The organism is Pantoea sp. EKM101V (assembly GCF_011800325.1).
Taxonomy (GTDB): Bacteria; Pseudomonadota; Gammaproteobacteria; order Enterobacterales; family Enterobacteriaceae; genus Pantoea; species Pantoea anthophila.
On record NZ_JAALFP010000006.1, the window covers coordinates 150,582 to 165,649 of the forward strand.

The 15,068-nt window shown below is 56.9% G+C and carries 17 protein-coding genes and 1 other RNA gene; 10 read left to right on the plus strand and 8 right to left on the minus strand.

What is annotated here, in order from left to right:
• The first annotated feature begins 10 nt into the window (after positions 1-10).
• Complete coding sequence (locus HFD92_RS11725; RefSeq protein WP_033736593.1) at positions 11-364, plus strand: helix-hairpin-helix domain-containing protein; 354 nt, start codon at positions 11-13, stop codon at positions 362-364.
• 97 nt (positions 365-461) lie between these two features.
• Positions 462-860, plus strand: a complete 399-nt coding sequence (locus HFD92_RS11730; RefSeq protein WP_009091695.1) for a thioesterase family protein — start codon at positions 462-464, stop codon at positions 858-860.
• A gap of 47 nt (positions 861-907) precedes the next feature.
• Here the strand turns inward: HFD92_RS11730 and queC are convergent, their stop codons facing one another.
• Positions 908-1,603, minus strand: coding sequence for a 7-cyano-7-deazaguanine synthase QueC (gene queC / locus HFD92_RS11735; RefSeq protein WP_046101358.1), 696 nt, complete (start codon positions 1,601-1,603; stop codon positions 908-910).
• Between the two features lie 41 nt (positions 1,604-1,644).
• Complete coding sequence (locus HFD92_RS11740; protein WP_167429025.1) at positions 1,645-3,363, minus strand: SgrR family transcriptional regulator; 1,719 nt, start codon at positions 3,361-3,363, stop codon at positions 1,645-1,647.
• Between the two features lie 93 nt (positions 3,364-3,456).
• On the opposite strand from HFD92_RS11740, the gene cof reads away from it, so the two are divergent.
• A complete protein-coding gene (gene cof / locus HFD92_RS11745; protein ID WP_058956364.1) occupies positions 3,457-4,278 on the plus strand; it encodes an HMP-PP phosphatase in 822 nt (273 codons plus the stop codon).
• 34 nt (positions 4,279-4,312) lie between these two features.
• Here the strand turns inward: cof and HFD92_RS11750 are convergent, their stop codons facing one another.
• Entirely contained in the window at positions 4,313-5,347 is a 1,035-nt protein-coding gene (locus HFD92_RS11750; RefSeq protein ID WP_167428978.1) for a PLP-dependent cysteine synthase family protein, read from the minus strand.
• 116 nt (positions 5,348-5,463) lie between these two features.
• Here HFD92_RS11750 and HFD92_RS11755 point away from each other — a divergent pair, with 116 nt between their 5' ends.
• The 5 genes from HFD92_RS11755 (at position 5,464) to amtB (ending at position 11,406) form a co-directional block, all read left to right on the plus strand.
• A complete protein-coding gene (locus tag HFD92_RS11755; RefSeq protein ID WP_167428979.1) occupies positions 5,464-5,934 on the plus strand; it encodes an Lrp/AsnC family transcriptional regulator in 471 nt (156 codons plus the stop codon).
• Positions 5,935-5,950: 16 nt separating this feature from the next.
• Complete coding sequence (locus HFD92_RS11760) at positions 5,951-7,720, plus strand: SmdA family multidrug ABC transporter permease/ATP-binding protein (RefSeq protein WP_167428980.1); 1,770 nt, start codon at positions 5,951-5,953, stop codon at positions 7,718-7,720.
• Entirely contained in the window at positions 7,713-9,488 is a 1,776-nt protein-coding gene (locus HFD92_RS11765; RefSeq protein ID WP_167428981.1) for a SmdB family multidrug efflux ABC transporter permease/ATP-binding protein, read from the plus strand. Before HFD92_RS11760 ends, HFD92_RS11765 begins: the two co-directional genes overlap by 8 nt.
• Positions 9,489-9,746: 258 nt before the next feature.
• Entirely contained in the window at positions 9,747-10,085 is a 339-nt protein-coding gene (glnK, locus tag HFD92_RS11770; RefSeq protein ID WP_003850469.1) for a P-II family nitrogen regulator, read from the plus strand.
• Between the two features lie 34 nt (positions 10,086-10,119).
• Positions 10,120-11,406 carry an ammonium transporter AmtB gene (amtB, locus tag HFD92_RS11775; protein WP_009091680.1) on the plus strand — a complete coding sequence of 429 codons (1,287 nt, stop codon included), beginning with the start codon at positions 10,120-10,122 and terminating at the stop codon, positions 11,404-11,406.
• A gap of 48 nt (positions 11,407-11,454) precedes the next feature.
• On the opposite strand, the gene tesB is transcribed toward amtB, so the two are convergent.
• Positions 11,455-12,318: an acyl-CoA thioesterase II gene (gene tesB / locus HFD92_RS11780; protein ID WP_140923306.1), complete on the minus strand. Its 864-nt coding sequence runs from the start codon at positions 12,316-12,318 to the stop codon at positions 11,455-11,457.
• A 190-nt stretch (positions 12,319-12,508) separates the two neighbouring features.
• Between tesB and HFD92_RS11785 the strand changes: the two genes are divergently transcribed.
• On the plus strand, positions 12,509-13,066 hold the full coding sequence (locus HFD92_RS11785) for a YbaY family lipoprotein (protein WP_058956361.1): 558 nt from the start codon (positions 12,509-12,511) through the stop codon (positions 13,064-13,066).
• A 33-nt stretch (positions 13,067-13,099) separates the two neighbouring features.
• Here HFD92_RS11785 and HFD92_RS11790 read toward each other — a convergent pair whose 3' ends face one another.
• Complete coding sequence (locus tag HFD92_RS11790) at positions 13,100-13,417, minus strand: MGMT family protein (RefSeq protein ID WP_111207332.1); 318 nt, start codon at positions 13,415-13,417, stop codon at positions 13,100-13,102.
• A gap of 175 nt (positions 13,418-13,592) precedes the next feature.
• Between HFD92_RS11790 and ffs the strand changes: the two genes are divergently transcribed.
• Positions 13,593-13,689: signal recognition particle sRNA small type (gene ffs, locus HFD92_RS11795), an RNA gene on the plus strand.
• A 138-nt stretch (positions 13,690-13,827) separates the two neighbouring features.
• Here ffs and HFD92_RS11800 read toward each other — a convergent pair.
• From HFD92_RS11800 to HFD92_RS11810, 3 genes are all read right to left on the minus strand, one after another.
• The gene (locus HFD92_RS11800) at positions 13,828-14,043 is read right to left on the minus strand and encodes an HHA domain-containing protein (RefSeq protein WP_003850458.1); all 216 of its coding nucleotides are present in this window, start codon (positions 14,041-14,043) and stop codon (positions 13,828-13,830) included.
• 24 nt (positions 14,044-14,067) lie between these two features.
• Positions 14,068-14,445, minus strand: coding sequence for an Hha toxicity modulator TomB (gene tomB, locus HFD92_RS11805; protein ID WP_046101364.1), 378 nt, complete (start codon positions 14,443-14,445; stop codon positions 14,068-14,070).
• Positions 14,446-14,592: 147 nt separating this feature from the next.
• The gene (locus tag HFD92_RS11810) at positions 14,593-14,946 is read right to left on the minus strand and encodes a hypothetical protein (RefSeq protein ID WP_167428982.1); all 354 of its coding nucleotides are present in this window, start codon (positions 14,944-14,946) and stop codon (positions 14,593-14,595) included.
• Between the last annotated feature and the right edge of the window lie 122 nt (positions 14,947-15,068).

Sequence of the window (15,068 nt, forward strand, 5' to 3'; positions counted from 1 at the left end):
GAAACACAGCATGGCTAAACATGAAGTCGTTGCCCTCTATCTTTCACTCGCGCTGGGCGGCGCGTTCTGCCACAGCAGCGTTGCTGCGGCCCCTGATCCTGCCAGCACTTCCATCAGCCAGAACGCATTGCCTGCGCCGGAAAAAGCAATCAGCGACGTTGCTCAGCCGGGTCAGGTCAGCATCAACGATGCGACGGCGGAACAGCTCTCTGCCGTGATGAACGGCGTGGGTCTGAAAAAGGCCCAGGCCATTGTCAGCTATCGCGAACAGTACGGACCGTTCAGTGCGATCCAGCAACTCAGCGAAGTGCCGGGGATCGGGAATGCGCTGATAGAACGTAATGCAGGCCGGCTGAAATTGTGAGGCAACACGCATCTGTGATGCATAACCCGCGCTGAACCGGCGGCTCTGCTAAAGTGAACAGGTCCAACCAGTTCACCCGAAGCAGGAGAGCATGACCATGCAGACCACGATAAAAGTGCGCGGCTACCATCTGGATGTCTATCAGCACGTCAACAATGCGCGTTATCTTGAATTTCTTGAGGAGGCGCGCTGGCAATGGCTGGAAGAGGCTGAAGCATTCCACTGGCTGCAGGAGCAGAAACTGGCGTTTGTGGTGGTCAATATTAACATCAACTACCGTCGCCCGGCCGTACTGGGCGACGTACTCACCATCGACAGTGAGATTACGCAGTTAAATGGCAGGAGTGGCGTCATCGCGCAGCGGGTGCTGCTGGCAGGCCAGGAAACAGTGGTTGCCGATGCTGCGCTGACCTTTGTCTGCATCGATTTGCGCACCCAGAAGGCGGTCACCCTGGAAGGGGCGTTGCGGGAGCGACTGATGCGTCTGATGGCATGAGAGAAAAAAGGCGGCAAATCCGATCGCTGCCGCCATCGCTGTCGGCCTCAGTTAAGGCCGCTCTTTGCTTTCATTGCGGCCATCACGCCCGCACGATCGCTGAGATAACCCTGCAAGCCGTTGGCCCGTAAATGACAGGCTGCACACTCACCGCAGCCGTCTCCTTTCACGCCGTTATAGCAGGTCAGCGTCTCTTCGCGAATCAGCGGCAGTTGCTGCCAGTAGTCCGCCAGCGCCCAGGTTTCCGCCTTATTGAGCCACATCAGCGGCGTCTCGAAGCGGAGAGTGCGCGCCATGCCAAGCGTGACCGCTTGGTTCATGGCTTTGACAAACTCATCGCGGCAATCGGGATAGCCGGAAAAATCGGTTTCGCAGACGCCCGTGATCACCGCTTCGGCCTCTACCTGATAGGCATAAACCGAGGCCAGCGTCAGAAAGAGAATATTGCGACCCGGCACAAAAGTACTCGGTAACCCGGTGGCATCAGGATTGTAGGCGGGTACCGGAATGCTATCGCGCGTCAGGCTGCTGACGGCGAGTTCGTTCAGCATGGTGACATCCAGCACTTTATGTGCGCGCGCACCCAGCCTGATAGCCAGATCCCGGGCCACCTCAATCTCTTCCCGATGGCGTTGTCCGTAATCGAAGGTGACGCAGTGCACCTCATCATAAAGTGCTAAAGCCTGAACCAGGCAGGTTGTGGAATCTTGTCCACCGCTGAAAACAACAACAGCGCGTTTCATGGCATTTCCCTGATAAGTAATTTTGCGCTTATGGTAATGCCTCATTCCGCCGCTGAACAGCTGCACGGCGGATCAATCGGCGGCGGAATCCATGCGCGGCTGAAATCGAACCAGCCCAGCGTATTGAGTTCAATCCCTTCGACGCCGGGCGGCGCGTAGATTTGGTAGCGATAGTTGAACAGCGGCAGCAGAACGCCGTCCGCCATCAGCTGATGATAAAGCTGATGCAGCGCGCGGGAGCGGGCCTGACCGTCAGTAATCTGCTGGATAGCCAGCAGCTGTCTCTGTACCGCTTTGCCCTGCGGGGTCGCTGACAGAGGCCGCCACAGCGGGTCCAGTGCCAGCCAGGTCGCCAGTGTAAACACCGGGGCATCGCCTATCAGTCGATCGCCCATCACCAGGTCGGCCTCATCAAGCTGATGAATGGTTTGCCAGCTTTTGACCGGATGAAAAATCACCCTGAGATGACAGCCATGCTGCCTCAGTAATTCACATAACGCCTGCGCCATCTGATGCAGCTCAACCGGCAGCTGATAGTGGAGTGTCAGCGTGGCGGGCAGGGGGCCAGGCACCGCCTCGATCGGCGGCACCGGCCAGCCAGGCAGCAGCTCGTTGCTGGGCGTAATTAAGCCTTCATCAAGAGGCAGCTGGCTGACGATGCCGCTTTGCTGGATCAGATGGAAAACGCAGCGCGCCTGTTCGGCAGTAAATCCGTCACGCGGGCGGCAGAGCAGATAGCAGAAACCGAGACTGATGCTGTTGCTGACCGGTTGCAGCGTCTTAAGCTCGGCGGCATCGCCGATGGCGATCTGCACCGGATGACGACAGCTGCTGCCCAGGCGGGGGTCGAACAGTTGTGGCGTAATCCAGTACTCCACGGCCTGCAACAGTGGACGCTGCAGGTGCCACTGCGCATGACTCTCCATCCTGACCAGTTCAGGGCTGAAGTGACGCAGTTTCCACGGACCGCTGCCGATGGCGGGATGATCGGGATGGGGCAGCAGGCACAGCAGATGTGCCAGCCGGTGCGGTAGCCAGAAATCAGGTTGCCGCAGCACAAAACGCAGGGCCAGCGGATGCTGCGCTTCCACGCTCTCCACGTCGGCCAGCAGCAGTGCGACGCGCGGTTCCTGCAACAGCTGACGAAACTGCGACACCAGTTGCTCCGCCTGAACCGGCTCGTCGTTGTGCCACCTCAGCTGAGGCCGTAACCAGAATAGCCAGTGACATCCCGTTTCATCGTGCTGCCAGTGATGAGCCAGATCGCCGACCGGTGCATCCTGCTCAAAGCGGGTCAGGCCGGAGTAGATCTGGCGCACCAGATGCTGTTCAGCCCGACCGGTAATCTGATGCGGTGCTGTGCTCTCCATCGGGCGATAGTAGGGGATGCGCAGCACCGGCGTATCGTTCTGCCACTGTCCCCCCATCATCGGGCGCAGCAGAGTCATCAGCCGCTCCGGCGGCAGATCCAGCAGCTGCAAGGCGTCTGCCGCCGCGCCGGTATCGAGCTGCCGTTGCAGCAGCTGCTGACGTAACGCTTCAGGCGTGCGCAGAAAAGTGACCTGGCCCTGCTTACCCCGGCCCGCTTCACCCCGCCAGCTGAGCCAGCCCGCCTGCTGCCAGTGTGACAGCAGCGTGCGCAGATGACGCTCGCTGCAGATGCAGTGACGGGCCATCTCCGCCACGCAGGTGTGCTGAGGCGCCCCCTGACTCTGCTGCCACAGGCGCTGAAACTGATGAATACGGTGAAGTTCGCGCATCATAAACCCGGAACAATTTTTTAAAAGTATTCACTATTAGTTCCGTAATTAACAGGCAATAGTGGGACTCATCTTTTCAGCAGGAGGAGAGTCATGATGCGTTTAGCCGCGTTCGATATGGATGGCACATTGCTGTTGCCGGATCACCAGCTGGGACAGCAGACACTGGAGAGTCTGCAGGCGTTACATTCACGGGGTCTTCATCTCGCGCTGGCGACGGGCCGCCACCTGCTGGAGATGCAGATTCTGCGGGAAAAAATGATTCTGCCCGCCTGGCTTATCACGGGGAATGGCACCCGCATACATGACCGGCAGGGAACGCGGCTTTTTGGATGCGATCTGCCTTCTGCCGTCGCCGAAGAGGTGATCCATCGTCACTGGGAGACGACTGCCACGATGCACATCTTTAACGACCAGGGCTGGTTTACCGACCGGCCGCAGCCTGAACTGCTGGTGGCGCATCAGATGAGCGGATTTGGCTATCAGCTGTGCGACCTTAAAACGCTGCCCGCGCATCAGGTAACAAAAATCTGCTTCATCGATCGGCATCAGCACCTGTGTCAGCTTAAAACGCAGCTGGATGCCGTGCTGGGCGATCAGGTCAACATCTGTTTCTCTGCGGAGGATTGTCTGGAAGTGTTGCCCGCAAACTGCAACAAGGGCAGCGCGCTGGCGCTGCTGTGTGACCACCTCTCCCTGACCATGGCGGAGTGTATGGCGTTCGGGGATGCGATGAACGATCGCGAGATGCTGGCTCAGGCCGGGCAGGGTTTCATCATGGGCAATGCGATGGCGCAGTTAAAGAGGGCGCTTCCGCATCTGCCGGTGTTAGGGCATTGCGGGACACAGGCGGTGTCCCATTATTTAAATCACTGGCTGGCGACACCCCACCTCGCGTATTCCCCCGAATGCTGAGGATTGCCGTGAACCGGACTGGAAGTCCGGTTTCTTACGCCAGCTCGCGCTGCCACGGCGTGATATCACCGATATGTTTTGCCACCCATTCCGGCTGATAATAGCTGTCGGGATAGCGTTCGCCACTGTCACATAACAGCGTGACCAGCGCGCCCGACTGCTTTGCCGCCCGTAAGCGTTTCGCCACCTGCATCATGCCCCAGAAGTTGGTGCCGGTAGAGGCACCCGGCTTGCGTCCCAGAATCTTTTCCAGTTTCAGCATCGCGGCCAGCGTTGCGCCGTCCGGCACTTTGATCATTTCGTCGATCACATCGGGCATAAATGACGGCTCGACCCGCGGACGGCCAATCCCCTCGATCAGGCTGCCACGGGTGCTGGTCAGGGTGGCATCACGCTGCTGCCAGTAATCGAAAAACACCGAGTGCTGGGGATCGACCACCAGCAGTTTCGTTTCGAGTCCCTGATAGCGGATATAGCGCCCCAGTGTGGCGGAGGTGCCGCCGGTGCCCGCACTCATAATCACCGTATGAGGGATCGGATAGGGTTCATGCTGCATCTGACGGAAAATGCTCTCCGCGATGTTATTATTGCCGCGCCAGTCGGTTGCACGCTCAGCATAGGTAAACTGATCCATAAAGTGGCCGTTCAGTTCACGCGCCAGCCGCTCAGATTCCGCGTAGAGCTGGCAGGGATCCTCGACAAAATGACACCGCCCGCCATAAAAGGCGATCTGCTCAATTTTCCGTTTTGCCGTACTGGCTGGCATCACCGCAATAAAGGGCAGCCCCAGCAGCCGTGCGAAGTAGGCCTCAGAAACAGCCGTGCTGCCTGACGAGGCTTCAATAATCGGCGTATCCTGTTTAATCCAGCCGTTGGAGAGGCCATAAAGAAACAGGGAGCGCGCCAGGCGATGCTTCAGGCTGCCGCTGGGATGGGTACTCTCATCTTTCAGGTAGAACCAGATGCCGGGAAAATCCGCCAGATCGAAACGGATCAGATGCGTCTCGGCCGATCGCTGAAAATCGGCGTTAATTTCGTTGATAGCGTGGCGAATCCAGCAGGTCTGCATCTCAGTCATCCGGTTATAAACAGTCCGGCTATTTTATGGCACGTGCAGGAAAAAGAGATTGCAAAATTACCGCTAAAATCGCGTTAATGGAGAAAATGATTCTCCCGGAGGCGCGAATGTTAGACAAAACTGACCTTAAGCTGCTTGCGCTGCTGCAGCGAGACTGCACGCTGTCGCTGCAGGCACTGGCAGATGCCGTCAATCTCACGACCACCCCCTGCTGGAAGCGACTGAAAAAACTGGAAGATGATGGCATTATTCGCGCGCGGGTGGCGTTACTGGACGGTGACAAAATCGGCCTGTCACTGACGGCGTTTATGTTTGTTAAAACCCAGCAGCACAGCCGTGACTGGTATCAGGCCTTTGTCTCGGTGGTCAATAGCATGCCGGAGGTGATGGCCTTTTACCGCATGGCAGGCGAGTATGACTACCTGCTGCGCATTCAGGTGGCCGACATGAAAAGCTATGATGCTTTCTATAAGCGATTAGTCAACGGCGTGCCCGGCCTGATCGATGTGACCTCCAGCTTCGCCATGGAAGAGATTAAATACACCACGGCTTTACCCGTTGCCCCTCTGGGGGCCTGAGATTGAGAACAGCGCTGTGCGATTATTCAGTCAGTTGAGTTGGTATTTTTTGCGGGAGTGGCGACGCTATCTGGGCGCGGTCATCCTGCTGATTGTTATTGCTGTTCTGCAGTTGCTGCCGCCACATGTGGTGGGGATCATTGTTGACGGCGTGACAGGCGACACCATGAGTACCGGTCGCATCATGATGTGGATTGGGGTCATGCTGGCAACGGCGGTCGTGGTCTATCTGCTGCGCTATGTCTGGCGCGTGCTGCTGTTTGGCGCCTCCTACCAGCTGGCGGTCGAGCTGCGTGAAGATTTTTATCGTCAGCTGAGTCGTCAGCAACCGGCATTTTATCTGCGCCATCGCACGGGTGACCTGATTGCGCGCGCCACTAACGACGTGGATCGGGTGGTGTTTGCTGCCGGGGAAGGGGTGCTGACGCTGGTGGACTCGCTGGTTATGGGCTGTGGCGTGCTGCTGGTGATGAGCACCCAGATCAGCTGGCAGCTGACGCTGCTCTCGCTGGTGCCGATGCCGGTGATGGCGATCGTCATCCATCGTTACGGTAATCAACTGCACGATCGCTTTAAGCTGGCTCAGGCAGCCTTTTCCAGCCTTAACGATCAGACGCAGGAGAGCCTGACCAGCATCCGCATGATCAAAGCCTTTGGGCTTGAGCAGCATCAGTCACAGCAGTTTTCCGCTATCGCCCGCGACACCGGTGAGAAAAACCTGCGGGTGGCGCGGGTTGATGCCCGTTTCGATCCCACTATCTATATCGCCATCGGCTTTTCAAACCTGCTGGCGATTGGCGGCGGCAGCTGGCTGGTGTGGCATGATCAGATGACGCTGGGTCAGCTCACCAGCTTCGTGATGTATCTCGGCCTGATGATCTGGCCCATGCTGGCGCTGGCCTGGATGTTTAATATTGTTGAACGCGGCAGTGCCGCATGGAGCCGTATCGGCGCGCTGCTGGCGGAAGCACCGGCGGTGGAAGATGGTGACAAAACGCTGCCGCCTGACCCCGGAACGCTTCAGGTGGCAATTCGAGCCTTTCACTATCCGGCCAGCACGGCGCCGGTGTTAAGCGATGTCTGCTTTCAGCTGAAACCCGGTGAGATGCTGGGACTGTGCGGCCCGACCGGCAGCGGCAAAAGCACGCTGCTCAGCCTGATTCAGCGCCACTTTGACATTCAGCAGGGGGATATCCGCTACCACGAGATCCCGCTGCCGCAGCTGCGGCTCGACAGCTGGCGCAGCCGTCTGGCGGTGGTCAGCCAGACGCCGTTCCTCTTCTCTGACAGCGTGGCTAATAACATTGCGCTGGGGAAACCGGGCGCGACCCGGCAGGAGATCGAACAGGCCGCCAGGCTCGCCTGCGTGCATGACGATATCCTGCGTCTGCCTCAGGGTTATGAAACGGAAGTCGGGGAGCGGGGTGTGATGCTCTCCGGGGGACAGAAGCAGCGCCTTTCCATTGCCCGGGCTCTGCTGCTGAATGCCGAAATCCTGATTCTGGATGACGCGCTTTCTGCGGTGGATGGCCGAACCGAACATGAAATTCTGCATAACCTGCGTATCTGGGGAGAGGGACGCACGCTGATTATCAGCGCGCACCGCTTATCGGCGCTGACGGAAGCCAGTGAAATTCTGGTGATGCAGCAGGGCAGCGTCGCCCAGCGCGGCGACCACGATACGCTGAGCGGAACGCCCGGCTGGTATCGGGATATGTTCCGTTATCAGCAGCTGGAAGCCGCACTGGATGATGATGAAAATGAGAAAGGAGTGCCGCATGGCTAAGTCTGCCCGCTTGTGGCCTACCCTGAAGCGCCTGCTGAGCTACGGTAAGCCCTGGCGTAAATCCCTGTCGCTGGCCGTCGGCCTGCTCTGGATCGCGGCCGCTGCTGAGGTGACCGGACCGGTGCTGGTCAGCTACTTTATCGACAATCTGGTGGCGAAACATCAGATGCCCTGGGGGCTGGTCTCCGGCCTGCTGGTCAGTTTCATTCTGCTTCAGCTACTGGCCGCCGCGCTCCACTACTGGCAGGCGCTGTTATTCAACCGGGCGGCGATCGGCGTGGTGCAGCGGTTACGCAGCGATGTGATGAATGCCGCGCTCTGTCAGCCGCTGAGCGCCTTCGATACCCAGCCGGTCGGTCAGATTATTTCACGCGTGACCAACGACACCGAAGTGATCCGCGATCTCTACGTCACGGTGGTCTCAACCGTGCTGCGCAGTGCCGCGCTGGTCGGGGCCATGATGGTGGCGATGTTCAGCCTTGACTGGCGCATGGCGCTGGTGGCGATGATGATCTTCCCGCTGGTGCTGATGGTGATGGTGATCTATCAGCGCTTCAGCACGCCGATCGCCCGCCGGGTTCGCGGTTATCTGGCCGATATCAACAACGGCTTTAACGAAGTGATCAGCGGCATGAGCGTGATCCAGCAGTTTCGTCAGCAGGCCCGCTTCGGCGAGCGGATGGGTGAGGCCAGTCGCTCTCACTACCTGGCGCGGATGGAAACGCTGCGTCTCGATGGCTTTCTGCTGCGCCCGTTGCTAAGCCTCTTTTCCGCGATGGTGCTGTGCGGCCTGCTGGTCCTGTTCAGCTTCTCCGTGCCTGGCGTATTTGAAGTCGGTGTGCTTTATGCCTTCATCACCTATCTGGGACGCCTGAATGAGCCGCTGATTGAGCTGACCACACAGCAGTCGATGTTGCAGCAGGCGGTGGTCTCCGGTGAGCGCATCTTCGAACTCATGGATGCCGCGCAGCAGCAGTATGGCGACAGTCAGCAGCCGCTGGCTTCCGGCCGCATTTCGCTGAACAATCTGAGTTTCGCCTACCGTGAAAACCGCGATGTGCTCAGTGACATCAATCTTGAGGTGGCGCCGCGCGAATTTGTGGCGCTGGTCGGCCATACCGGCAGCGGCAAAAGCACGCTGGCAAACCTGCTAATGGGCTACTACCCGGTGACGCGCGGTGAAATCCGCATTGATGATCGGCCGATTGGGGATCTGAGCCATAGCGTGCTGCGACACGGGATCGCCATGGTGCAGCAGGACCCGGTGGTGCTGGCGGATACGCTGCTGGCCAATGTCCGGCTGGGCCGTGATATCAGCGAAGAGGCGGTCTGGACGGTGCTGGAACAGGTCCGGCTGGCGCCCCTGGCGCAGGCTCTGCCGGAGGGAATTCACACCCGGCTGGGTGAGCAGGGGAATAACCTGTCGGTCGGGCAGAAGCAACTGCTGGCGCTGGCGCGGGTGCTGGTCGATCTGCCGCAGATACTGATTCTGGACGAAGCCACGGCCAATATTGACTCCGGCACGGAACAGGCGATTCAGCAGACGCTGGCCAGACTGCGTCAGCACAGCACGCTGGTGGTAATTGCTCACCGTCTCTCCACCATTATCGACGCCGACAAAATCCTGGTCCTCCATCGCGGCCGAGTGGTCGAGCAGGGCACGCACCAGCAACTGCTGGCGATGCAGGGCCGCTACTGGCAGATGTATCAGCTTCAGCAGGCCGGAGATGATCTCGCGTCGGGCGTGCCTGCCACCGCGGAAGCCTGACCTGCACCTTTTTTGCGCAGCTTTATCGGACTAATCTGTATAAATGCACTCCTTTGACGCCTGAAGCACCAAAGGAGTGCATCCCGATGCGCTGACCGGCTTTCTCCTTTTCCCCCTTTTCAGAGCCACTGCAGAGCCTCACCTTGCTCCATCCCGCCTGACCCACTGATTATCACCACTTTTACTAACTGGCACAGCCTTTGCTTATCTCCCTGTGTGTCCGTAAACGTTACCTATTTACTCGCTGGAGGGGATCCAATGAAGCTGGTTACCGTCGTAATTAAGCCATTCAAGCTGGAGGATGTGCGTGAAGCTTTGTCCTCTATCGGCATTCAAGGACTGACCGTCTCCGAAGTGAAAGGGTTTGGCCGCCAGAAGGGGCATGCCGAGCTCTATCGGGGCGCAGAGTACAGCGTGAACTTCCTGCCGAAAGTCAAAATTGATATCGCTATTGCCGACGATCAGCTGGACGAAGTTGTGGATGTCATCAGTAAAGCGGCTTACACCGGAAAAATTGGCGACGGTAAAATTTTCGTGGCTGAACTGCAGCGCGTCATTCGTATTCGTACCGGCGAGACCGACGAAGCCGCTCTGTAATTACGACTCAGTATTGTGATGGGATGGAATAAAAATGAATAAAGTTCTGACTAAGCTGGGCCTGACCAGCCTGGCACTGTTACCATCGCTCGCGATGGCTGCGCCTGCCGTTGCGGACAAGGCTGACAACGCATTTATGATGATTTGCACCGCGCTGGTGCTGTTTATGTCAATTCCAGGGATTGCGCTGTTTTACGGCGGTCTGATTCGCGGTAAGAATGTGCTGTCGATGCTGACGCAGGTGGCCGTCACTTTCTCGCTGGTGTGCGTCCTGTGGATGGTCTACGGCTATTCACTGGCGTTCAGCGAAGGTAACGCCTTCTTTGGCGGATTTGGCTGGGCCATGCTGAAGAATATCCAGCTGACCGCGGTAATGGGCAGCTTCTATCAGTATATCCACGTTGCGTTCCAGGCCTCATTTGCCTGCATCACCGTGGGCCTGATTGTGGGTGCCATTGCAGAGCGTATCCGTTTCTCAGCCGTACTGATCTTCGTCGGTGTCTGGCTGACGCTGGCTTACCTGCCTATCGCGCATATGGTATGGGCGGGCGGTTTCCTGGCGCAGGATGGCGCGCTGGACTTTGCCGGCGGTACCGTCGTGCATATCAACGCCGCGGTAGCGGGTCTGGTGGGCGCGTATCTGGTTGGCAAACGTGCCGGCTTTGGTAAAGAAGCTTTTAAACCTCATAATCTGCCGATGGTCTTCACCGGCACCGCGATCCTCTATGTAGGCTGGTTCGGCTTCAACGCCGGTTCTGCCTCAGCAGCAAACGAAATTGCCGCACTGGCGTTCCTGAACACCGTTGTGGCAACGGCGGGTGCCGTACTCTCATGGACCTTTGGCGAATGGGCGGTGCGCGGTAAGCCTTCTCTGCTGGGCGCCTGTTCAGGCTTTATCGCCGGACTGGTCGCGATTACCCCAGCCTGTGGTTATGTCGGCGTCGGCGGTGCACTGATTATCGGTCTGGTTGGCGGACTGGCGGGTCTGTGGGGTGTGACCTCTCTGAAGAAATGGCTGCGTGTGGACGACCCCTGCGATGTGTTCGGCGTGCACGGCGTCTGCGGCATTGTTGGCTGTATCCTGACGGGCGTGTTTGCCTCCTCTTCACTGGGCGGCGTCGGTTATGCGCAGGGTGTGACCATGGGCCATCAGGTCTGGGTTCAGCTCTTCAGCGTCGGCGTCACAATCGTCTGGTCTGGCGTGGTGGCCTTCATCGGCTTCAAACTGGCCGATCTGATTGTCGGTCTGCGCGTACCGGAAGAGCACGAACGCGAAGGTCTGGATGTTAACAGCCACGGCGAGAACGCTTACAACCAGTAATGCGTGAGAGTATAAACAGCGAAAAGGGGCGAGCTATCGCCCCTTTTTTTATTCGCTTCGCTGGCGCATCACCCCTTCCTGCACCGTAGAGGCGACCAGCACCCCCTGCTGATTGTAGAACTCACCCCGTACGAACCCCCTGGCACCTGACGCTGAAGTACTTACCACGCTGTAGAGCAGCCACTCGCTGAAGTCGAACGGACGATGGAACCACATTGAATGATCGATCGTGGCGACCTGCATGTCCGCCTCTAAAAAGCCTTTGCCGTGCGGCTGCAGCGCAACCGGCAGGAAATTGAGATCCGACGCATAGCCGAGCAGATACTGATGGATGCGCAGATCGTCAGGCAGCGGACCGTTGGCCCGGATCCAGACCTGCCGCTCAGGCTTGTCCACATGCCCGCGCAGCGGATTGTGAATCTGCACCGGGCGGATCTCCAGCGGACGTTCCGCGATAAATATCTCCCGCAGTTTTTCCGGCAGCATGTGCGCCATCTTCTGCGCCATCGCCTGTTCCGTGACCAGATTTTCCGGTCCTGCTACCTGTGGCATCGCATTCTGATGCTCAAAGCCACTTTCCGGTGACTGGAATGAGGCGGTCATATAAAAAATAGGCTGGCCATTCTGTATGGCACTGACCCGGCGGGCGCTGAAACTTTTGCCGTCACGCAGGGTTTCGACGTCGTAGATAATCGCTTTCTGGCTGTCGCCGGGCCGCAGAAAGTAGCTGTGAAAGGAGTGAATCGTCCGATCGGTCGCGACGGTTTGCTTTGCGGCATAGAGCGCCTGACCCACCACCTGACCGCCAAACACCTGGCGCAGGCCAAGATCTTCACTCTGGCCGCGATATAAACCTTCTTCCAGTTTTTCCAGATTTAATAAATTCAGCAGATTTTGCAGTGCCTGACTCATGGCGCGTTCCTCAATATAGTGACCTGCTCAGTGTGAAAGATCGGACCAGTTGACGTCAATCAGACTTTCCGCTTTGCCTGTGCCAGGCAAAATTTCATTTTTGTGCCAACATTAAGGACATACGGCGAGTGAAACGCTGTAAGCAGGATTCGCTGCCGACAATCATTTTGATCAAATGGAGACGACATCAATGAAACTGTGGCATGTGTTCAGTGGGGTAGTTATGGCGGTTGCTGTTGCGGGCTGTGCCGACAAGAGTAAACCTGTGCCAACACCAACGTTGGGTTCTGCGGTAGCCGGACAGACGGCGGCGATTGCGCAGCCTAACGTCAGCGGTTCAGTCTTTATTCGCCAGCGCATCGCGCTGCCGCCGGATGCGGTGTTAACCGTGACGCTGTCGGATGCGTCTGTTGCCGACGCCCCGTCAAAAGTGCTGTCACAACGCGTGGTGCGGACGGAAGGCAAACAGGCGCCGTTCCAGTTTGTGCTGCCGTTTAACCCGGCTGACATCCAGCCAAATGCACGCATTCTGTTAAGCGCCGCCATCGCGATCGACGGCAAGCTGGCCTTTGTCACTGACAGCGTAAAACCGGTCATCAATCAGGGCGGCACCAAAGCTGAACTGCTGCTGGTACCGGTGCCTTCAATGGCGATGCCAACCCAGCCAGGCGCAGCGACCACCGTGCCTTCGACATCACCGACTCAGGTCACGCCTTCTGCGGCGGTGCCTGCACCCACCCGTCTGTAATGTGCAAACGGGGCGGCAGAGCCGCCCCGTTTTTCAGCCATCAAATCGCCAGCGATACGTTTCAAGATCCAGCTCACCGGCATCACTCACCACAATCCCTTCTGCTTCCAGTGCATCCCGCTGTCGTATCAGCTGGTCGCCCTGAAGCGAAATCATGCCGTGACGATTGACGACACGATGCCAGGGGAGGGTGGTTCCCTCGGGTAACCGGCTCAGCACACCGCCGACCTGACGTGCCGCACGCGGCGAACCGGCCAGTCGTGCCACATCGCCATAGGTCGTGACACACCCGGATGGAATCGCGGCAACAATTTGCCAGATGCGTTGCTGGAAAGTGTCAGGCTGATTCATGTGCTTATTTCGTCAGGAAAAAGAGGGTTAACTTTATCATGCAGAGGCGATGGTGAAAGCATCAACGCGGCGGTTGTTCAAGAAAACAACGGTTGTCCCGACGACGCTTGCAATTGCCAGCCCCTTCCCAGATAATGCCCCCGCTCTCGTAAAGAGGGCTTGTCAATGGGGGCCCTGTTGGTTCTCCCGCAATGCTAGCTTGTGAACTCGGTCAGATCCGGAAGGAAGCAGCCGTAGCAGGTGATGCGTGTGCCGGGATGTAGCTGGCAGGGCCCCCACCACTTTCCCCCCCTGAACTTCTTCCCCAGTATGACAGACAGTCAAAACCCGCCTGGGCCGATCCTTTGCCGGCAGGCAGGAGTATCCGGTACTTAATGTGGGGACAATGCCGTCAGATGCAGGTGAGCAGATTAGCGGACAAACTTCCAGACCGAACCCGGTACTTTATCGTAGAGCTTATTCATCGTCAGCTCGGCCAGACGATGGTCAGCTGCCGAATAGAATACCGCTAATTCATCTTCCGGTAATTCATACTTATTCTTTTCGATCACCCGCTCCAGGGTATCCAGGGAGCGACAGCGACGCAGTCGCATCAAATAATCAGTTTTTGTCAGTGTTTTGTTCATAAATAAAGCGTTCTCACGTCTGTACTATAATGAATGGCTCGGTTGCTGGAGAAAAGCGCACTCTTCAGTGAACAGATTAAATAAGCGTTTTGCTGAACGTTGCCACCGCTGAAGATCAGGATTATTGATACCGTAGTTACTGAATAACATAAAAGTATCATCAAGATATTCATCGATTTGCGAAATCAGCGCTTCATCTTCAACGTGTTTAATTTTGTAATTCATGGTGAACGAAGCGATATGTTCAATCAGATCGTTCAGGTGCAGATTGCTTTCAGAAGTGGGATCATTTACCCAGCCATGATGGCTGTCAGTCAATGTTGCCATGCTGTCGTCAAACAGGCTCTCACACAGGTATTTCAGCTGGGCAATATCATGCCGTTTTGGTGAGTATTCGTCCATCTTTTTCCCCTCCATAGCTTGCACAGTTGCCGCAGGGCGGCGAGTTCGGATAAAGCGGCCAGGAAGCGATCTTTCAGGTGGTTATTAAACGGGATACGTTAAAGATAGTGTAAAACCATTAGTTCTGCTCATCTGAATTACTAAATATTACAATTCATCACCCGGAGAGGGTTGCTGGTTGTCTATCACATCAAACTCAAGCGCACCGGGCTTAATGTAAAAATTTACCCGCTCCGTTTGGGTCACCGTTTCATTCAGATCCTGACAGGGACTAAATAAATTCCACTGAAAATTGTAAAGTAATTTAAAACTATTCAGATCCAGGTATTCAACGGAAACTATTTTTAAACTGTCTGGTACTAACTGCGCATTCTGAGCGTACCAGCGTAAATCCCCTGTCAGCAAATCTGATATTTTGAGAATATTCCGCTGAACAACTTCAGCTATTTTTGCGCAGTCTGTTTCACCCATCGCAATATCACATTCAATCCGTGACAGCATATCTTGTCTACTCCTAACCGTTAATAAACCTATCATTGGTTTTACGCAACAGGTTTGCAAGCCAGTAAAGCACAAAACTGTCATTTTCTGAGTTTTACCAGCAAAGCGGTGCGGCGGGTGTG